This is a genomic window from Streptacidiphilus sp. MAP12-16, from assembly GCF_041262165.1.
Taxonomy (GTDB): Bacteria; Actinomycetota; Actinomycetes; order Streptomycetales; family Streptomycetaceae; genus Streptacidiphilus.
In genome coordinates this window covers 49,036-68,080 of sequence record NZ_JBGCBY010000041.1, presented here as the reverse complement: position 1 = coordinate 68,080, position 19,045 = coordinate 49,036, and the positions used below count along the sequence as shown (strand labels likewise).

General features: G+C 69.4%; 21 protein-coding genes and 1 pseudogene. 10 read left to right on the top strand and 12 right to left on the bottom strand.

Going from position 1 to position 19,045, the window contains the following annotated elements:
* Positions 1-96: 96 nt before the first annotated feature.
* Positions 97-444, top strand: a pseudogene (locus ABIA33_RS35360) (transposase); the annotation flags it as partial.
* Positions 445-461: 17 nt separating this feature from the next.
* Here the strand turns inward: ABIA33_RS35360 and ABIA33_RS35355 are convergent.
* Positions 462-1,316 (bottom strand): alpha/beta fold hydrolase, encoded by an 855-nt coding sequence (locus ABIA33_RS35355; RefSeq protein WP_370087777.1) that lies wholly within the window; start codon positions 1,314-1,316, stop codon positions 462-464.
* A 330-nt stretch (positions 1,317-1,646) separates the two neighbouring features.
* Entirely contained in the window at positions 1,647-2,627 is a 981-nt protein-coding gene (locus ABIA33_RS35350) for a tetratricopeptide repeat protein (RefSeq protein WP_370087775.1), read from the bottom strand.
* 73 nt (positions 2,628-2,700) lie between these two features.
* Between ABIA33_RS35350 and ABIA33_RS35345 the strand changes: the two genes are divergently transcribed.
* From ABIA33_RS35345 to ABIA33_RS35335, 3 genes are all read left to right on the top strand, one after another.
* Positions 2,701-3,027: a hypothetical protein gene (locus ABIA33_RS35345; protein ID WP_370087773.1), complete on the top strand. Its 327-nt coding sequence runs from the start codon at positions 2,701-2,703 to the stop codon at positions 3,025-3,027.
* Positions 3,009-3,365, top strand: a complete 357-nt coding sequence (locus ABIA33_RS35340) for a macro domain-containing protein (protein WP_370087771.1) — start codon at positions 3,009-3,011, stop codon at positions 3,363-3,365. Before ABIA33_RS35345 ends, ABIA33_RS35340 begins: the two co-directional genes overlap by 19 nt.
* Positions 3,366-3,438: 73 nt before the next feature.
* Positions 3,439-4,188 (top strand): maleylpyruvate isomerase family mycothiol-dependent enzyme, encoded by a 750-nt coding sequence (locus ABIA33_RS35335; RefSeq protein WP_370087768.1) that lies wholly within the window; start codon positions 3,439-3,441, stop codon positions 4,186-4,188.
* A gap of 86 nt (positions 4,189-4,274) precedes the next feature.
* Here ABIA33_RS35335 and ABIA33_RS35330 read toward each other — a convergent pair whose 3' ends face one another.
* Positions 4,275-5,177 (bottom strand): LysR family transcriptional regulator, encoded by a 903-nt coding sequence (locus ABIA33_RS35330; RefSeq protein ID WP_370087783.1) that lies wholly within the window; start codon positions 5,175-5,177, stop codon positions 4,275-4,277.
* 254 nt (positions 5,178-5,431) lie between these two features.
* On the opposite strand from ABIA33_RS35330, the gene ABIA33_RS35325 reads away from it, so the two are divergent.
* The 4 genes from ABIA33_RS35325 to ABIA33_RS35310 all read left to right on the top strand — a co-directional run bounded on the left by ABIA33_RS35325 (position 5,432) and on the right by ABIA33_RS35310 (position 9,992).
* The gene (locus tag ABIA33_RS35325; protein ID WP_370087766.1) at positions 5,432-6,325 is read left to right on the top strand and encodes a ketopantoate reductase family protein; all 894 of its coding nucleotides are present in this window, start codon (positions 5,432-5,434) and stop codon (positions 6,323-6,325) included.
* Entirely contained in the window at positions 6,325-7,320 is a 996-nt protein-coding gene (locus ABIA33_RS35320; RefSeq protein ID WP_370087764.1) for a VOC family protein, read from the top strand. The genes ABIA33_RS35325 and ABIA33_RS35320 overlap by 1 nt, the downstream gene beginning before the upstream one ends.
* Before the next feature lie 36 nt (positions 7,321-7,356).
* Positions 7,357-8,067: a VOC family protein gene (locus ABIA33_RS35315; RefSeq protein ID WP_370087762.1), complete on the top strand. Its 711-nt coding sequence runs from the start codon at positions 7,357-7,359 to the stop codon at positions 8,065-8,067.
* Between the two features lie 614 nt (positions 8,068-8,681).
* The gene (locus ABIA33_RS35310; protein ID WP_370087760.1) at positions 8,682-9,992 is read left to right on the top strand and encodes an alginate lyase family protein; all 1,311 of its coding nucleotides are present in this window, start codon (positions 8,682-8,684) and stop codon (positions 9,990-9,992) included.
* 127 nt (positions 9,993-10,119) lie between these two features.
* Here the strand turns inward: ABIA33_RS35310 and ABIA33_RS35305 are convergent, their stop codons facing one another.
* The gene (locus ABIA33_RS35305; protein WP_370087758.1) at positions 10,120-10,257 is read right to left on the bottom strand and encodes an AbfB domain-containing protein; all 138 of its coding nucleotides are present in this window, start codon (positions 10,255-10,257) and stop codon (positions 10,120-10,122) included.
* Complete coding sequence (locus ABIA33_RS35300; protein WP_370087756.1) at positions 10,199-10,687, bottom strand: TetR-like C-terminal domain-containing protein; 489 nt, start codon at positions 10,685-10,687, stop codon at positions 10,199-10,201. Before ABIA33_RS35300 ends, ABIA33_RS35305 begins: the two co-directional genes overlap by 59 nt.
* Positions 10,688-10,824: 137 nt before the next feature.
* Between ABIA33_RS35300 and ABIA33_RS35295 the strand changes: the two genes are divergently transcribed.
* Positions 10,825-12,072, top strand: coding sequence for a tyrosine-type recombinase/integrase (locus ABIA33_RS35295; RefSeq protein ID WP_370087754.1), 1,248 nt, complete (start codon positions 10,825-10,827; stop codon positions 12,070-12,072).
* A 2,116-nt stretch (positions 12,073-14,188) separates the two neighbouring features.
* On the opposite strand, the gene ABIA33_RS35290 is transcribed toward ABIA33_RS35295, so the two are convergent.
* Together ABIA33_RS35290 and ABIA33_RS35285 are read right to left on the bottom strand one after the other, a co-directional pair.
* The gene (locus ABIA33_RS35290; RefSeq protein ID WP_370087752.1) at positions 14,189-15,094 is read right to left on the bottom strand and encodes a serine protein kinase RIO; all 906 of its coding nucleotides are present in this window, start codon (positions 15,092-15,094) and stop codon (positions 14,189-14,191) included.
* Between the two features lie 312 nt (positions 15,095-15,406).
* Positions 15,407-15,646, bottom strand: a complete 240-nt coding sequence (locus ABIA33_RS35285; RefSeq protein WP_370087750.1) for a hypothetical protein — start codon at positions 15,644-15,646, stop codon at positions 15,407-15,409.
* On the opposite strand from ABIA33_RS35285, the gene ABIA33_RS35280 reads away from it, so the two are divergent.
* Positions 15,645-15,767: a hypothetical protein gene (locus tag ABIA33_RS35280; RefSeq protein ID WP_370087748.1), complete on the top strand. Its 123-nt coding sequence runs from the start codon at positions 15,645-15,647 to the stop codon at positions 15,765-15,767. The two genes, ABIA33_RS35285 and ABIA33_RS35280, sit on opposite strands and share 2 nt — an antisense overlap.
* Positions 15,768-15,883: 116 nt before the next feature.
* Here ABIA33_RS35280 and ABIA33_RS35275 read toward each other — a convergent pair whose 3' ends face one another.
* From ABIA33_RS35275 to ABIA33_RS35255, 5 genes are all read right to left on the bottom strand, one after another.
* The gene (locus ABIA33_RS35275; protein ID WP_370087746.1) at positions 15,884-16,372 is read right to left on the bottom strand and encodes a DUF1877 family protein; all 489 of its coding nucleotides are present in this window, start codon (positions 16,370-16,372) and stop codon (positions 15,884-15,886) included.
* A 111-nt stretch (positions 16,373-16,483) separates the two neighbouring features.
* Complete coding sequence (locus ABIA33_RS35270) at positions 16,484-16,906, bottom strand: hypothetical protein (protein WP_370087744.1); 423 nt, start codon at positions 16,904-16,906, stop codon at positions 16,484-16,486.
* A 111-nt stretch (positions 16,907-17,017) separates the two neighbouring features.
* A complete protein-coding gene (locus ABIA33_RS35265) occupies positions 17,018-17,653 on the bottom strand; it encodes a hypothetical protein (protein WP_370087742.1) in 636 nt (211 codons plus the stop codon).
* A gap of 67 nt (positions 17,654-17,720) precedes the next feature.
* Complete coding sequence (locus ABIA33_RS35260) at positions 17,721-18,659, bottom strand: hypothetical protein (RefSeq protein ID WP_370087740.1); 939 nt, start codon at positions 18,657-18,659, stop codon at positions 17,721-17,723.
* Positions 18,660-18,815: 156 nt separating this feature from the next.
* Positions 18,816-19,034 (bottom strand): hypothetical protein, encoded by a 219-nt coding sequence (locus tag ABIA33_RS35255; protein WP_370087738.1) that lies wholly within the window; start codon positions 19,032-19,034, stop codon positions 18,816-18,818.
* Positions 19,035-19,045: the final 11 nt, after the last annotated feature.

Genomic DNA, 19,045 nt, shown 5'->3' with positions numbered 1-19,045 from the left:
CGGGAAGATCTTGGTCGATCCCCTTGATAGCAGAGGTCCAGCAGCATTTCACGCCCCCTTGACACCGCCTCCGGGCGCTAAACTTCGCGGCATTGGGTCGTGGTCGCCCAGACCCAACTGCGCCTGGCCCGTCCCCTCGCCACCGACCTGCGCCGCCCGTGGGAACGACCGCTCCCCTCGAACAGACTCACCCCCGCCCGGGTCCGACGCGGGTTCAGGAACCTGTGCACGATGATCCCCACGCCGGCCCGGGTACAAAAACCCACCACCCCCGGTCCCGGACGGCCGATCGGCTCGAAGAACCGGGCCCCGGCCCCGCGCCACGACGTCGGACGCGTCCTGGCCGACGGCGAACCCCACACCCGCCCCACCCAGCACCAGACCGGAACCAAACCCCGGCGCACCGGCCAACCCGTGCTACCAACCGCTGCGACCGGCGGATAGGACCACAAACGGCAGGCTCAGACCCTGGCCAGGAACTCCGCGACGGTGCGGGCGAAGGCCTGCGGGCCGTCCACCCACGGGCTGTGCGCCGCGCCCGCCTGGACGACGTGCTCCCCGCATGGGAAGAGCGCGGCGACCTCCGCGGCGGAGTCCGGGCGGGGAGAGCCGTCCAGTTCGCCGGAGATCATCAGGACCGGCGCGTCGAGCTTGCTCAGCACCGCGCGGGCGGTGTCGGCCGCGTCGAAGGCGCCCGGGGCCAGGTATGCGTCCGCGGCCTCCTCGTCGAACCACTCCTCGCACGCTGCCGCGTGCGCCTGCGCATCGGCGTCCCACCGGCCGTAGGCGAGCCGGTTCAGCAGCGCGAAGTCGTCGTCGTCCGCGTCCCCCGCGACCGCCCGCTCAAAGGCCGGCACGACCTCGTCGAACCACGGCTCGTCCCGCCGCAGCTCCAACGCCTCGCGGCGCCGCTCGATGGGGAAGTCGATCCCCGCGGTGCGCGCCCGCGCGCAGACCAGCACGAGCGACCGCACCCGCTCCGGGTAGCGGGCCGCGTAGGCCAGCACGAGGTCACCGGCAGCGGAGTGACCGAGGAGATCCAGCTGCTCCAGGCCCAGGGCGATGCGCAGCGATTCCACGTCCTCGGCCTGTCGGTCCACCCGGGAACCGGCAAGATCGGCGGGCTTGGCGGAGTCCCCCGTGCCACGCAGGTCCAGCAGCACCAGCTCCCACTGCGCGGCCAGCCCGCCGAGGTCGCCGAAGTAGGCGGACCGCATCATCGGCCCGCCGGGGATGCACACCAGCGGACCATCGCCCCCTGAGCCCATGCGGTGGTAAGCGAGGCGGGTACCGTCGGGCCCGTCGAAAGTCGGCATGGACAGGATGGTCGCAGGTAGTGGGGACGACCCGCCACGGATTTAGCTTGCCGTTTATGGTCCGGCAGGTTCGGACCATAAACGACTTCCCAATGAGCGGTCGGGTCGTCGCGGGGTTCCGGGTGGCCAAGTCATTTGAGCCATCAGACGGCGACAAGCTCACAGCCATGCCCGGAACCCCCGGGCCCGACGATCCTACGATTGACCGCCGCAGACCCACGCTTGGAAGGTAGGACAAGCTCAGCGTTGTCGCCCACTTCGTGGTCTTCGATCGGCTGGACGGCTCGCCAGAGCGAGTCGCGGCGCCATTGTTACGCCATGTGTATCGGATCAGCGGAGGCGGCACGCCCGGTCAACGAGTTCAGGGGACAGGCCCTCACCAGCGCAGGCGTGATCGATCAGAACGGCACGGTAAGGACCGTTCGGCATCTGCGGTGCGAGTGCGATCAGGGCCTCCAGAGCGTCTGCATCACCCGAGTGACGAGCACGGTAGGCGGCCCCTGCCGCGCGGAGGGTGATCTCGGTTGGACCGTGCTTCAACCCTTCGGTTGCAGACTGCACGGCACTGGCGAAGTCCCCCTGCTCGGCCTGCAGGTCGGCCAGGTCGAGGTACAGAGACCAGTTGTCGGGCTCCATGGCGAGAGCTCGGTGGAAAGCCGCCGCGGCCTTCTGCGGATTGCCGATCTTGCGCCAGGTGGCCGCCCGCACGACCTCGGTCAGCATGATCCGCTCGACAGAGTCAGCGCGGTCACACAGAGCGAACGATTCGTCAGTGAGTCCGCAGGTGCGCAGGAAGATCGCCATCTTGGCCATCGGCTCCGGGGCCGGCGCCCGATCGCAGACCTTGTCGATCAACTCGCGCCAGGGGTTCAAACCGTCTCGAATTGCTGGTGTGTCCAGAGCATGGCCGCAGTCCATGGTCCGCATCACCGCCTCGGCCAGCCCCTCCGCTCCCACCCGGTCAGTGAAGTGCGGGTCACTGAACCATGGGGCCCTCGCCCACTCGACGCTGGGCTGCGCGCCAGTCACCGAGCCCAAGGCCATCACCGCGTTGTCCATGTCCGCTTCAAGGAAACGGACAAAGGACGTCGCCAACACCGTAGGTAGAGAGTTGGATCCCGCAAGGGCAGCGGTGAGGCTTGGCCGCTGCTCATCCCACATCTCGCCGAGCATCGAGTACGGCTCCGGGGCCTCGGGCGCCGCTGCGATTGCGCGCGCGATAAAGGAGACGGCTGCACGGAGGTCACCGCCGCAATGCGCCATCACCCGGGCCAAGCTGATCCCGGCAACAGCATCTCGATTCAACATCATCCGAGGATAGTAGAAGCCCTGGTCCGTGTGGTTCGGTCCGCTGCGGTCGCCGCGTCAGGCCATACTGCACGTCGTGGATCGCGAAGACCTGGCTGTTGCCCTCGAACGGCATGGGACCGACGTCGCCGACGAAGTTGCTCTGGCGTTGCGGGCTGGGGCGACCTTCTGGGTGCGTGCCGACAATCCGGTGCCGGCTCGCGAGCTCTTCGACGTCTGGGCATGGCGGGCTGATTGGATGGCGCAGGATGGCATCGTCGCCTGCAAGGATTTTGGACACGGATTGCCGGCCCTTCGGCGTGCGGGAGATGCCGCGGTCGCCTTGGGGCGAGTGGATACCGCCGAGGGCCTCCACCTGGTCTTCCTGGCCACTGATCTGGGCTCATGCGTTGCCGTGTTGTAGTTCGGTGCTGGTGGCATCATCAGGGCATGACTGTGATCGAGGTCGTGCAGGGTGACATAACGCTCCAGGAGACGGACGCGATCGTGACTGCGGCGAACGAGTCGCTCATGGGTGGGGGCGGAGTGGACGGCGCGATTCACCGAGCGGCGGATCGCCGCCAGTCGGGCGGAGCTGGCCGAGCAGGCCGAACTCCTGGGCAAGCAGTTGGCGGAGATCGAGGCCGAGGCGGCGAGATCACCACGGCCGGCGCGGTAGCGAAGGTCACGGCTGCCTGGGGCGGCCCCGCGCTTCGCGAGCCGCAGCGCCCGCGCAACTCGTCTCCGGATTCGGCAACGTGAGCGAGCGCGCTATCACCGAGGGTGTTGCAGCCGTCGGTGACCTGCTCGCGGGCGGGCCGTAGAGTACGGGCCCGTGTCCGACAACATCGCTATCGCCCCGGCCGACGTAGCGCTCGTCCTCGACGGCGTCCGCAGGTCCGCCGCACGCCTGGGCGCCACTCTCGACGTGCTGACCGACCTCCGGGCCCGCGAGCCGTCGGCGCTGCCCGGCTGGACCCGCGGCCATGTCGTCACCCACCTCGCCCGCAGCGCCGACGTCTACTGCTGGCTGCTGGCCCTGGCCCGGACCGGCACCGAGCCCGGCCCCCGGGCCGACGCCGTCACGCTGGACCGCGCGCTGCACGAGGGCGCCGGGCGCAGTGGCGCCGAACTCGTCGCCGACTTGCGCACCAGCCTGGACCGACTGCTCGACGAGGCGGCGTCCGTGCCCGCCGAACGCTGGACCACCCTGGTCACCGCTCTGGCGGGCTGGTGGCACCCGGCCTGGTTCACCCTGCACCGCTGCCGACGCGAACTCGAAACCCACCACGCCGACCTGAACCTTGGCTACACCACCGCCAACTGGCCCGCCGACTACGTCACCTGGGCGCTCGACGACATCCTCACCGCACTGGCGGCCCATCACTTCCCCGTCGCCCGGATCGACGCCGAGGACCTCGACCGATCCTGGACACTCTCCGGGACCGGGCCCACCGTCACCGGCCCGGGCCACACCTTGCTCGCCTGGCTCGCCGGACGCGGCAGAGACCCGCAGCTCCGCTCGGACCTGCCACTGCCGACCCCGCCGAGGTGGCCGCTGCCACCGGTACCCGGCTGGTACTGACACGCGCAGTCGATGACGCCGAAGGCGACGAGCGCATCGAGGGGCTGAACACCACTCGGGGGTTGGACACGCCCCTCGGCCTACGTCTATCCAAGGACGGTCTGCTGGCCGCAGTGGTGCGCGACGGTCTCGGCGAACGCGCGGGCCAGCGGAGAGAGAGCGTCCCAACGGCGCACTGCCCAGCCCGCGGTGAGGGCCGGGAGCGCAGGGATAGGGATCAGCCGCAGGTCCGGGTGTCCGGGACCGCTCCAGGCGGGCAGGGCCGGAACGACGGCGTGGCCCAGTCCCAACTCGGCCAGAAGGATCGCGGTGTCCCAATCGGCGACGCTGGTGTCGAACACCGGCCGGATCCCGGATTCCGCAAGCCAGGCGCCAAGTTGCAGGCGGGAGGTCGAGTTCTCCGGGAGCCCGATGAGCCGGGCCTCCTGCAGGTCAGCCGGCTCCACGAAGGCCTTGGCCGCCAGAGGATCGGCTGCCGAGACGGCAAGCGCCCAGGGAAGCTCGACAACAGGGCGCTGCTCAATGGTGCGAGTCGCGGGCCCCAGGGTGATCCAGGCGAGGTCGACGCCGCCGGCAGCGAGCGCGTCGAAGCAGCCGCGACTGGAGGTTTCGGTCTGGAATTCGAGGCTGGCCTGGGGAAAGCGCCGCCGGAAGTCGACGACGGCCGCGGACATGAAATGCCGGACGGTCGTGGCCCCTGTCGTGACCCGCACCGATCCGCCTTCCGCGCGTGCTACTTCTTCGAGCCTGTGCAGCGCGTGGTCGATGCACGCCAGGCCCTCGGTGACCGCCGCGTGCAGCATGCGCCCGGCCGGAGTCGGCACCACCCCCCGGGTGTGCCGTTCGAGCAGGCTCAGGCCCACCTCCCGCTCAAGCCGCTTCACATGCTGACTGACCGCAGACTGCGTGCAGGACAGGTCGCGGGCGGCGGCGCTCAGTGAGCCGATCTGGCAGACCGCGGTGAAGACACGGAGATCGTCAAGCGTCACAGCAACCCAAGGTATCGCTTGGGTGTTTACCAGCAAACCCGTGGATTGACTTGGGTTTCCGGGATGCTCGATCATCGCTGCAGGGCCCAGGGCGGCAACCCGCCCACTGCGTTCACCCCGATCCGGACGCGGTGAACGCATGGCGGGTGCCGACCCGCATCGCGCCGAGGGGGAAGCACCGTGGTCCACCCGCAGTTCCCACCGCCGGCCTTCCGCACGACCGCACTGGTCTCCCAAGAACGACAGGAGCGCACGTGACCACAACCAACCTGACGGTGGCCGTCCTCGGACCGGGCGGCGTCGGCGGCCTGATCGGCGCGCTGCTCGCCCGTGACGGACACCGCGTCGTCTGCCTGGCCGGCGGGGAGACCGCGGCCGTGCTGAGCCGTGACGGCCTGCGCATCGAGAGCACCCAGTACGGGAACTTCACGGCAGCGGTGGAGGCCGACACGCAGCTGCGCGAGCCGGTGGACGTCCTCTTCGTGACGGTCAAGCAGACCGCCCTGGAGGAGGCGCTCGACCGTGTCCCGGCCCATGTCCTCGGCGACGCGATCGTGGTCCCGTTGCTCAACGGCCTCGACCATCTGGCCGTGCTGCGCGAGCGCTACCCCTCGGCCAAGGTCGTCGCCGGCACGATCAGGGTCGAGGCCGCCCGCACCTCACCAGGGTGCATCGTCCATAGCAGCCCGTTCACCAACCTCGAACTGGCGGCTCCACTCGACGAGTTCGCGGACCGGCTCCGGCACGCCGGCCTCGGTGTGGCCCTGCGCACCGACGAGACAGCGATGCTCTGGGACAAGCTCGCCTTCCTCGCCCCATTCGCCCTGCTGACCACCCGTTATCAGACTGTCGTCGGCACCATCCGCAGCGAGCGACGTCCGGAACTGCTTGCCACGCTCGACGAAATCACCGCCGTGGCACAGGCCGCCGGCGCACCCGTGACGACCGAGACCGTGCTCTCGTTCTTCGACCGCGCCCCGCAGGCGATGAAGTCCTCGATGCAGCGTGACGCCGAGGCCAGACGCCCGCTCGAAATCGGCGCCATCGGCGGAGCGGTACTGCGGTCCGGGGCCGCCCACGGCGTCGAGACCCCGATCACCGCCCGGCTGGTGGCCGAGGTGGCTCGCGCGGCGGACCAGGAGGCGTGATGCGGCGGATCGTCCCACCCGACGGCAGCTCACCGGGAAGTAGCGCGGGCCGTGCCGTGGCGTGGCCCGCCGTCGAGGAGCTCTTACGCACCCGGGGCGCCAGCGAGATGCCCCACCCCGGCGGAACGCTCCTGGATCACCTGATCCGCGTCGCGCGCCTCCTGGACGAGTGGGGCACCGATCCGGACGTGCGGGCTGCGGGACTGTGCCACGCGGCGTACGGAACCGACGGGTTCGACCAAGCCCTGATGGACACCACCGAGCGCGCACTCCTCGCCGAGCTGATCGGCGAACGGGCCGAGGCACTGGTCCACCTCTACGCGAGCTGTGACCGCGGCGTCGTGTATCCGCGATTGGCGAGCGCGCGACCGGTGGTCTTCCGCGACCGCTTCACCGGCCGTGAGCACACCCCACCAGAGCCGGACGTGCGCGCCTTCCTCGAGATCACCGCCGCCAACGAACTCGACGTGCTGGCGCACAATGCTGACCTCGCCGACCGCTACGGCCCCGCCCTGCACCGGCTGTTCACCGGCTCGCGCGACCTGCTCTCCGCCGCAGCGTGGGAAGCCTGCGTACAGCAGCTCAGCCGGTACGCCCCCGACCTGCGGTCAGGGATCCGGATCACCGGCCTGGACCACCTGGTACTGACCGTCGCCGACATCGAACGGACCGTCGGCTTCTACGAACGCGTCCTGAGCATGCGCCCGCTCATCTTCGGCGAGGGACGCCGCGCGCTGGCCTTCGGCACAAGCAAGATCAACCTCCACCAGGTCGGCCGCGAACTCCTCCCGCACGCCACGCATCCCACCCCCGGCAGCGCCGACCTGTGCCTGGTCACCGAAACGTCGCAAGAACAGGTCCTGGCCCACCTGTCCGCCTGCGGAGTGCCCGTGGAAGAAGGCCCCGTACCGCGTACCGGTGCCCATGGCACCATCACCAGCACTTACCTGCGCGACCCCGACGGCAACCTGATCGAAATCAGTACCTACAACTGATCTGCCTCCGGCCCATAGCTGAAAGGAGTCACCTGCATGCCGAAGAAGCTGACCATGGTCGTCATCGAGGCGTCGGACCCCCTGCTGGCCCGCTTCTGGGCGCAGGCCCTGGAATGGGAACCCACCGACGACGGCTCGATCGATGACGGCACGGGCATCCGCCCGCGCAGCGCGGACGACGTCGGACTGCTGTTCGTCCCCTCGACGCGGCCGAAGACCGCAAAGAACCGGGTGCACCTCGATCTCACGGGCGACCCGGACGAAGTGCGGCGCCTGCTCGCCCTGGGCGCCACCTGCGTGGACATCGGACAGGGCGCGGTGCCGTGGGAGGTGCTCGCCGACCCGGAGGGTAACGAATTCTGCGTCCTGCCCAAGGCGGGCTTCCACAGTCGGCTTGCCCAGATCTGCCAGGACGCCGCCGATCCGAGCAGCCAGGGCCGGTTCTGGGCGGAGGCGAGCGGTTGGTCGATCGCGGACGAGGGCGACTGGGGCGTCAGGCTCGTCTCGGCGGCTGGCGACGGACCCACACTGGTCATGGGCCCGCCAGTGGCACCCAAGGCAGGCCGGAACCGCGTGCAGCTGGCCCTCACGGCCGGCGTCGGCTGCGATCCCTCGGTCGAGGTGAATCGTCTGCTGGACGCCGGCGCCTCACATGTGGACGTCGGAATGGACGAGTCACGCTGGCAGCTGCTTGCGGACCCCGAGGGGAACGAGTTCCTCATTCTCGAACCCTCGCAAGCCGAGTAACCAGGCGCTTGACGCACGACACGACGTAGGCGTCCTATTGCGGCGCACTCAGCGGAACGAACCAGCCCGGATCCGGACCGGACAAACGCGGCAGACCCGCCGTGGCTCGAGGCCGGCCCATGGGCTGACCATGGTGGTGTGCCGCGGACCGTAGAGGTGGCGAGCAGTCGCCGCACCGAGGAGCAGGGAATACGGCACGCCAGGGGCACCCGCGCGGGGATAAGCCGCAGCAGCTCCCAACCTCGGGGCCGGTCCCGGTTGTCGAGCCGCAGTGTCGGAGTGGCCTTCACCGGTGGCGCAGGTCCTGATCGTGGCGCAGGACGCACAGTCCGGGCGAGGGCTCAGGTTGCGACTTCTTGTCATGGCCCGTCGGCCGGCCAGTCTCCTTGGCGTAGAACCGAATCCGACCAGGGAGAACAGTTGAGCCAGAACATGAGCCAGCAGATGCTTAACCGCCGGAGCCTGCTGCAGATCGCCGGTGGCTTGGCGACCGGTGTGGGCACCGTGGCACTGACTGGCGGCACAGTCGCCCCCTGGGACGTGGTACCGCCGCGGCGGCCACCGGGGTGTTCGCGCACCCCGGGTTGCTGCACACGCAGGCCGACTTGGACCGCATGGCGGCCAAGGTGAAGGCGGGCGCGCAGCCCGTGACGGCCGGCTGGAACCGGCTGGTGGCCAACTCGGTCTCGCAGAGCACGTGGAAGACCAATCCGCAGGCCACCGTCTACCGCGGATCCGGCGCATCGGACAACTACGCTGCCATGTTCTACGACATCCACGCCGCCTACCAGAACGCCCTGCGCTGGCAGATCACCGGCGACGCGGCGCACGGGGATGCGGCCCGTGACATCCTCAACGCCTGGTCCGCGAAGATGAAGACGCTGGCCGGCAGCGGGGACCGGTTCATCGCCGCAGGCATCTACGGCTACCAGTTCGCGAACGCCGCGGAGCTGATGCTCGGCTACCGCGGCTTCGACCTCGACCGGTTCAAGACCATGATGCTGAACACCTTCTATCCCATGAGCAGCAGCTTCCTCGCCAAGCACAACGGTGCGTTCGTCACCAACTACTGGGGCAGCTGGGACTTGTTGAGTGCGGCGTGCGTGCTGTCCGTGGGCATCCTGTGCGACGACCAGGCCAAGGTCGACGAGGCCGTCACCTACTTCAAGTCCGGGGCGGGCAACGGTTCCATCAAGCACCTCATCCCGGTCATCCACCCGGGCGGCCTGGGGCAGTGGGTGGAAGTCGGCCGCGATCAGGGGCACGCCACGCTGGGCGTGGGGCTGGCGGGCGCGATCTGCGAGATGGCGTGGAACCAGGGCATCGACCTGTACGGCTATGACGACAGCCGCCTCCTCAAGGGCTTCGAGTACGTCGCCAAGTGGAACCTGGGCTATGACGTGCCGTACACCCCCTGGACCTGGAACTACGGCGCTCCCGGCGTGTGGTCGGGGTCGCAGACCCTGACGGCACCCTCCCCGAACAGCCGAGGCGCGGTCCGGCCGATCTGGGAGATGATCTACAACCACTACGTCAACCGCCGCGGGCTCCCCGCTCCGTACGTCAGTGCCACCGCGGCGAAGGTCCGCCCTGAAGGCGGCGGCGGAAACTACGGCGGCGACAGCGGCGGCTTCGACCAACTCGGCTACGGCACACTGACCTTCACCAGGAACAAGGCAACGGTGTCCGCCACAACTCCGACACCGACCGCGTCCTCGAGCGCCTCCGCCTCCGCTGCTGCTGGGTCCGGCACCGGTTCGGCCTCCGCGTCCCCGTCCACCGGGAGCACCGGGGGCGCCCTGGCCACCACCGGCACGAGCGACGCCGTGGGCTACGCCGCCGGCGCCGGCGTGCTGGCCGTCGCCGTCGGCGGCGTACTCGCCCTGCGCGGACGCCGCAACCGCGGCGCCCATCGCGGCGAGTGACCCGCCCCTGCAACTCGGCATGGGTCGGCGGAGCGGATTTGACCGGTCTGCCGGCTCCTGACTTTCGGCTGTGGTCCGGAAGGACAGCGGTGCGGCCGTGCGCAGGAACGGCAAGGCCCACGAGCGGTCAGACCCAGAGGGCGATCGCGTAGTAGGAGCTGCTGACGCGGAACGCGTTCGTGGAGTCGGAAGGGTCCAACCAGAGCTCAACGTTGGCACGGTAACTGAGGTAGCGGCCGGGGTAGTTGTACGACTCCAGGGACACCGGCCCGATGGCGGAGCCGGGAGGCCCAGGAGTGCTGACAGGGTGCTGGAGGCGAGTCTTCCGGCGGCTCGTCCAGGCCGAAGCGTTCGTGTGGCCGCCGCCGGCTGAGGACGGCGAGGCCGTGCAGGGTGGCCCAGATGCGATCAGTTCCGGCGAAGGGTTCGAGCTGATGAGTTCGGACCCTTGGGCGTCGGTGACGGTGTGCAGCAGTAACTCGAAGGAGTCGTGACCGACCGGGCCTGGCATCCGGCTGGCTGCGCAACATGGTCACGAACTGGTCGGGGTGGTCGTGCGCGAAGCGCACGTAAGCCCCACGCCGGCGCAGTAGCCGCTCGCGGGCGTCGGCCGCTGCCCCTGCGAATTCGAGGTTCCCGTGGAGGGTCGCGTGACGATCTGACCAGCCAAAACCGGCGCACAGGAGCAACGACATTCATATCCGGCCGCCGGACTCCGGCGCTCACCGCTTCGCGCTCCTGTGGTGCTGCGCACGCCGATCCCCGAAGCCCCTTGCCCAGGTGACGGGTGGGCACTTGTCCCTCCAGGATCACCTGACCGAGGGGAAACACGATGACCACCAGTCCCAGCCGTGGCCGTATCTACCGCCGATGCGGCTGCCGCAGCACCGACGGGCGCCAGATCGGCTCGACCTGCCCGCAGTTGAGGACCGATGAGGAGCATGGCAGCTGGGCCTACGCCGTCGACCTGCCCTCGGTCGACGGGCGGCGCAAGACCCGCCGCCGCGGTGGATACCGCACCTACGAGGATGCCCTGTACGTGCTGGAGCAGGTGCTGAGCGCCGAACGTACAGGGGTCTTCGAGGATCCCAAGGTCACGGTGGGCGCCTTCCTGCTCGAGTGGCTCGCGCTGAAGGAACGGACCCTCAAAGCGTCCACCGCGGCCAACTACCACGACGCCGTCCACAGGGATCTGCTGCCCGTGTTCGGCGCGATGCGGCTGAGCGACCTGCGCAGCCGGCACATCGAGGAATGGGTCGCCAGTCAACTACTCAAGGGACGCGGGCGCGTGGCGGTCTACCGGGCCGCCGCCACCCTGCGCAGCGCACTCGGAGCGGCTGTGCGCAGCCGTCGCCTGGTCTACAACCCGGCTCTGTACGCGGTCATGGCGCGCCCCGCCTCCCCCGAGCGGACCTGCTGGACTCCGCGCCAGGCCGCTGCTTTCCTGCGGCACAACGCCGACTGCTACGCCGACCAGCTGCGGGACTTCTTCGAGCTACTGCTGGGGACAGGCCTTCGGCGCGGTGAGGCGCTCGGGCTGCACTGGGCGGACGTGCACCTGATGGAGCGCAAGCTGTTCGTACGCTGGACCCTGGCGACGGTCAACAACAATCAGCTGCACCTGGGGCCGCCGAAGACCAAGGCGAGCCGCAACTGGGTGAGCCTGTCCCCCAGGGTCGTGGCCGCGTTGCGCCGGCAGGCCGACTACCAGCGTTTCCTGCTGCCGCCGGGCGCACCGCTGGAAGGCCTGGTGTTCGCGATGGTCGACGGGGCGCCGCTACGGCCCCAGTGGGTCCTGGACCAACTGCGCCGGCGCTCGGCCGAGGCCGGGGTGCCCAGGATCGGGCTGCACGACGTTCGCCACACCGCAGCCACCATCATGATCAGCGAGGGTGTGTCCCTTGCCGTGGTGTCCAAGGCCCTGCGGCACTCCACCCTGTCCACCACCATCAACATCTACGGCCACCTCCTCAAGCACGCCGCCGACGACGCCGTCAATGCCCTGTCCGGAGCCCTGGACCTCGCCGATATCGAAGACACCCCCGACACACAACCGACGGACCTGGGTAACGCCGCGTAGAGGCCCGCCCCCATCTCGCCGACGGCCCGGTCCGGCAGCAGCTCCCCAGTCGGACCGGGCCTTGACCCGAGCCGACGCCCCCAGGTGCTCCTCGCCCTGCGACAGCGGTTCCAGCGGTAGAGGGCCTTCCTCCTTTGGCCCGACGGGCTCCGCGTTTCCGAACAGGCGCCCGGCCACGGGCTCTGGAAGCAAAAGTTCGATGCTTCCCTGCGGCCACAACGCCGAGACTTGCTGGGTGGCGACGATGCCGGCGTCCCAGCGGGTGAGCGGGTCCTGTTCGGCGCCGGTCAGCGTGTCGCGAGTGATCGGCGGGATCTGGACGGTGACCAGCCGACCAGGGGCGCTCTCGTACTGGGCGGCCTGAGCACGCGCCTGCGTGCTCCAGTCGGCGATCAACAGGTCGAGCGCTTGTAGCGCTTCCGCGCGACCTTTGCGGCGTCGGCCGAAAGCCTCGTACACCACGGTGGCGGCCGCTGACCGGCTCTCCTCCAGCGCACCCCAGCTGGAACCGACCGCGCCCTGCCACTGGCACCACGCCCGCTGGAGCACTTGCGGCGCCTCGCTGCCCAGGCCCGCGAACCCCGGCCCGGACACCGGTACCGCTTCCGGGAGCGCTGCAGCGCAGGCCGCCTGCACCAGGTCCGCCACCGGCAAGAGGGCAGCCAGTTCCTGCCGTCGGCACTCGATGACCTCGGCGAGCGCCACCTGGAGGGGCCGCGCCCACACGCCTAGGCAGGGGTAGGCGGTCGTGGCGGCATAGCTGGCGAGCATGCACGTGTGCATGCGACGCCAGTGCCGACAGCACTGCTCCCGCAGGTCCCGCAGCTGCGCGGAGCCAACCGGCGCCCCCGACTGCCCGTCCAAGGACACGTCGATGTTCACTGCAGCCTGCCCGGCGCTGCCCTCCGCTCCCCCGGGGCCCAGTCCGCAGGCCCTGCCGGTCCAGGTCCGCAGGCCCGCGACCGCCGTCACCGCGCCGACGAAATCGACGACCGGGTGGCCGTCCGGCACGGGCCACGCGCAGTGCCCGCACAAGTTGCCGACGGCGAGCTTGAGTTGCCTCTCTCGGAAGGTGATGACACGACCTGGTCGGAGCATGCGGCACTGCGGGTCCCCGTGGGACTTGCCCGTGCCGGACGGCGACTCGTGGAAGGTGAGGACCATGTCCTCGAACGGCCCCAGCGGAATTGTGGGATCCAGGATCTGGCCCAGCCGAATGCGCGGATCGGAATGAGTCGAGGACATGGCGGCAGATTACTGAGCGCTACCGGGCTGCGGGCCTTCCACAGCAAGGCATCACGCATCCGTGTGCTTTATCCGAGCCCGCCCCGGCCACAGGTCGAAAGTCAACGCAGCACGGGAAGTCAGCCGAAGGAGTGAGGAGGCACCTTGCGCATCCTAAAGGGGTCGGCCCAGCTCAACGCCCCGATGTCGGCCCAGGTGGTCGCCAGGTGGTCGCATCAGAATGCTCACCGCTCGGACCCGGCGACCGCGATTCCGGCCCAAAAATACTGACAAAGTTCACTCAAAGCCGCACTACGGTCGGCGGGCCGGTCAACCGGCCGTTCCAGGCGTCACCCGATCATGGAGGGCGCCGACATCCCCCCGACAGACCATCAACGATGATGAAGGTCAACTGCCCAGCATTTCCAAGGGATTGACCGAACCGCGCCGAGCCATCCAGTCTGCGACGACGCGACCATCCTGCGACCACCAGCCCGCGACACGCCGAAAGGGCCGCCCCCGCCTTCCGGCGAAAACGGCCTCCGACCTGCAGTGATGCTGGTCGGGACGACAGGATTTGAACCTGCGACCCCCTGACCCCCAGACAAGCCTGCTCTTGACCTCGCTTCGGCATATACCTCCGCGCCGCACCCAATAAGCTCAGATCCGTCCAAGGCCTCTCGACCGCTGTTCAGCACCTGCTGCTCCCAGGCCTTTTCGGCCAGACGGCAGCTCCCCCAAGGCCGCGACCATCGGTGGTCCGACACGTCCTCCGTACGGAGCTCCGCGCGAACAGCCCCCTGATTCGCGATCGGCTGCCTCGCCGCCAGGTCCGCCCTGCGACGCGGGCTGGGCATCCGACTGCCGCGGCTGCCCCGCCCGTGAGCGTGCCTCAGTCCAGTCGGGCGTCGAAGGCCAGGGCCAGAGCCAACTCGTCCACCCGGTGCACGGCCAGGCCGCGGGAGACGAACCAGGCGCCGACGTTGCGGACGTCGCGCTCCAGGAAAGAGCGGCCGCGCGGGTTGGCGATCACGTCAACGATCTGCGGGACGTCGATGACCACCAGCCGTCCTTCTTGGACCAGAAGATTGTAGGCGGAGAGGTCGCCATGGGCGTAGCCGGCCCGGGCGAACAGCGAGAGATTATGGCTCAGTTGCTCCCACAGGTCCTCCAGGTCGGTCTCCTCGGCGCGCAACTGCGCCAGCCGGGGCGCGGCCGTACCGGAGGACTCGCCAATGAACTCCATCAGGATCTCGGTGCCAATGATCTGCACCGGATAGGGCACGGCCACCCCGGCGGACCAGAGCTGGGAAAGAGCCGCGAACTCGGCCGCCGCCCACTGCCCGGCGATGGCCTGCTTGCCGAACTCGCTGCGGCTGGCCATGGCCCGGCTGACCCGGGACTCCTTGTGGGAGCGGCCCTCCAGATACCCGGAATCGCGGTGGAACATCCGGTGCTGCCCGTCGCGGTACCGCTTGGCGGCCAGCAGGCTGCGCCGCTCGGTGCCGGGTACGCGGCGCTCCAGCAGAAAGACGTCGCCCTCCTTGCCGGTCTTGACGATGCCCAGCTCGGTGTCGACGGCCCCCAGCTCGGTCACCACCCAGTCGGGGCGGGGGAGGGGGCCCTTCTCGGTCGGGGTGGACTGGTCCCAACTGCTCCAGCGGTCGCCCTCGGGCGGGCCGTCGAGGGCAGTCGGGAAGTAGTCGTTGTACTCGGCGGCCTCGCCGAGGCGGTTGCGCTTGCTGCCCTTGGGACGGACACGGGAAAAGGACTCTGTGTCGGAAAAGCGGTCACGCATGGTGTGGGGAACTCCTGTGGGGTGGCCCACCGGAGCGCGCAGTCAGCTCATCCGGCAGGCAGGTGACGAGGAAGGGGCGAAGCGGCGTACGGCGCGCAGGCCTGAGCGCGCCGTGTGATCACGGCAACCACGGGTACGCACCTCCTCACTCGTCACAACCGGGCCGTATTGGCAGGCCCGGTGCTGCTGGAACGGCATCACCATAGCGGCTGGCCAGCAGGGCGCAACCCATTTATCGGCACCCGCACGTAGTGGGCAGAACAGGCGGACGGCCCCCGAGCGATCGGGGGCCGTCCGCCTGTTCTTCAGGTCTCAGGGGCAGGTGCTGACGCCGCGGGTGCTGCCGTCGGCGCCAGTGCCGCTCTCGGCTGCCGCTGCCGCGGGCAGGGCCGCTGCGCGGGCCCAGAGGCCGAGGGTTCGGGTGCGGGTGACCAGCATCGTGATGGCCATGAACACCAGGGCGTCGGTGAGGACGTTGGCCGAGACCTGGTGGGCGATGCCCCAATGCACCAGCTGGTTGGGGGATTTCGAGCGGTACAGGCTGGCCGTCATGGCTGGCCTGGTGCGCGGACGCAACTGGATGGGACGGCTCCTGGAGCTCACCCGCGCTGAATTCCACGCCCAGCGAGCCCTTGTGGACCACTGCGATCGCCGCATCGACACGTCGTACTGATCGGAAGACTGCGGATAGTTCAGCTGTCATCTACGGTGCGAGACGGTAACGGTAGTCGGGACGACTGGCAGTGCCGCTGCGCGCCCGTCGGCCGTATCGCATCGCCGCGGCGGTGCTCAGTCCAGCCACAACAGCATCGCTTCGCCGGCGTGAGCGGCGGCAGCGAAGAACTCGACCATCTCACCGTACGAATCACGGGCCCACTCCAATGACTCGCGCGAGTCCCAGCGCCCCGGGTAGACCGCGTCGGTGAGGTCGACGTGATCGAGGCCCTGGAGCAGGTCGTCGTACCTGGTACGGGCGAGCATTTCGGCGGCCTGCTCCACACGTGCGGCCGTCAGATATTTCGGTGGGCCGTAGCCCCAGTCTTCCTGCGTGAACGCCACCTCGCCGAACACCACGTCCACCGGGAACCCGACGCGCTGCAGCAGAAGTGCAAGCAGGTTCCAGGTCTGGTGCGTGGAGAGATGACGCCCGTGCCCTGGCGACAGCTCGGCCTCTTCTTCGGCGTCTTGGGCTGCCTCAGCCAGCTCCAGCGCCCACTCCGGATCTCTGACCGCCTGCTCAAGCTGGGCGGATGTGACGCGCAGGTACTCACCGATCATGCTCATATTCCGCACCGTACGAGGAGTCACCGACAGTTTCGGCCCTCCCCGATCCCCCGCGGTCCGGATCAACGGAGCCATCGGTACCGAACGCCCCCGGGTGGGGGCAGGTCAGGGCTGCCAGACTACGTTGTGCCGGTGCCGGGCGGGAACCACGTCCAGGTCAACCGCAGCCCGGGCGAATTCTTCGCCATAGCCACGGACGGCGAGTTGGCGGTGCACGGTGTCCAGGCGTGTCCGCAGGGCCTGGCGTGCGCGGCGCTCGTCCTGTGCCGCCTCGCGGGACACCGAGCGACTGCGCGCGGCGTAGCGGGCGTAGGAATAGACCAGCACCGAGTAGCGCCGTCGCTGCGGCCGGGGTCGGCGGCCTTCCCGCGCGGCCTGTGCAAGGCACGCGGCGCTGTAGCGCAGGTCGACGAGCACGACGGTCTGCCACGGGGCACTGGGCGAGAGGATGACCCTGGTGCTGTCGTGTGCATGGGTGTTGGGGATGTGGTGAACGGTGCGCGACGCGGAATGTTCCTTCGGCGGCACGGCCAGGTGTCTCCTGGCGGAACTACCTGAAGCCCATGGGCCCCGCGCCCCTCGCTGTCTCCATGCCCGGACGGTAGCGCCGCGCGGCTCGTCGGCGCCATCGGATTTCTGTCAGGCGCAGCGGCCTTGCCGGCGCCGAACGCGCGGCCTGTGCCGAGGCCAGCATGTACCTGCCTGCTCCCCTGCCGCTGTCCGCAGCGCGTCGAGCAGTGCGGACGGCGGGTAGGAGGAGAAGTCGGTGTAGTGCCACCGGTGGTAGCAGGAGTAGTAGCTCACGACCCGTCGCTCGGTGCGCGCGAAGAACTCCGGGTTCTCCACGACGAACCGCCTGAACGCACGTCGCAGCTCACTGCCCTGCACGCCGAGGTCCCGCAGCCCCTGTGCGAGGTCGTTGAGGATCTCCAGCACGTACTCGCCGAGCAACTGCACGACGAACGGGACCACCCACGGCTCGGTGCGCCCGATGATCTGCCGCAGATGGCGCCGGCGGACATAGCCGTCGTGGTGCCGCGTGTACAGGCATGCCAACTGCAGCAGCTGCACCGGCGACAACCGCGCCACCACACCGGGTTCCGGCTCGTCGGCGTACATCCGGCCCGGAATCACCAGCACCTCACCACCGACCACCACCGCGAACGCCTCGTGGACCGGAATCCGCGCGGGCGGCAGCAGTGCCACCAACTCAGCCGCCTCCACCCCCAACGCGGCCGGAAACGCCGACACCAACGACACCGGCCGCTGCGTCATCCCCACTCCCCTGCCGTCGAGTATCCGCGCATCATGATCCACACCAGTAGCACCGTACCGGCGCCACCTACGAGCAGGTGCGCGACGGCGCGGGCGGCAGGCCGCGCAGTTCCCTGGCCAGCGACCGCAGCCAGCGTTCCCGGAAGGCCGGTTCGGCCCTCATCGTGCGCACCAGCGCGCCGCGCACCACGCTGCTGCGTCCGGCGGTAACCAGGGCCCGTGCCTCGGCGAGCGCGGCCCGGTTGTCGGCCCCGTGCTGCGGGGCCACCGACGAGCGCCGCTCGCCGTCCGGCTGCTGTTCCTGCCGTCGGCGGTCCTCGTCCAGGTGCCAGTTGGCGGGCGGGTAGCTGGCGGCGGTCTTGTGCTGCACGTTGCCGAGTAGGTGCCACACGCCGGCGTCCAGCGAGACGCTGTGGATCCCTGCGGCGGGCAGGTCCAGTGTCCAGGGCGCGTGTCGGTGCCAGCGGTAGGTGTTCGGACTGGTGGGCTTGCGCGAGGTGATGCCCAGATAGCGAAGCTTGAGGCGGACCACCGGCCACGGCTCGCGGACCTCCTCCACCCAGTCACGGAGCACCGTGTGCAGGGTGGTGAACGTGCGGCCCATCCACACCAGGTCGACCAGCGCCAGCGGACGGCGCCGCCGCGCCAGCGCCCGGGGATCAAGTCCGGCGGCGGCCAGGTGCTCCCGCAGGCGGCGCAGCTCGCGCGGGGACAGGCTGGCTGGGTCGCGTGCGCAGGACAGCGGCAGCCGCTCCAACCGCCCCTGCCACGAGCTCCCGTCCAACGCGCCGCCCAGCAGGTCGAAGACGCTGTCGGCGGAGCGGCCCACGAACCGCAGGTCCGCATCCCCGCTGCGCGCGACGACCTTGGCCGCACAGTCCGTCAGTTCTTCAAGGAACCACAGGTTCGGCTCGGGCACCCCGTCCAGCAGTGTGCCCAGCCGGTCTGGGCGCAGTAGGTCCCAACGGTAGGGCTGCGGCGGAGCAGGCGATTCAGACAGCGGCATGACCACGAGTCCACCATCCAACCGAGGACCGCGCACCCCGTTTTCCAGTGCGTCCCATCCAGCAGTCGAGCCGCGGGCATGAGTCAGTGACCAACGAGGGTAGTGGCGCTGCGAGTTCTGGACACTGTCAGTTGTCAGGGGCCTGGTCGGCGTGGCTCAGAAGGGCGCGGAAGGTGTCGCGCTCGGTCGGCAGTCCGGCTTTGCGCAGCCATGTGATCTGGTTTCGATGTTGCCCCAGCAGTCGTCCTTGTCCGCGATGGCGGTGAGGAGTTGTCGCTGCGCGTCCGTGAGGACTGCCTCGGTGGCGTTGCCATCGGGGAAAGCGCGCAGGAGGAGAGGTCCCCAGCCGGGTTCGACGGTGTAGTCGTTGGCCATGGGCATCAGGG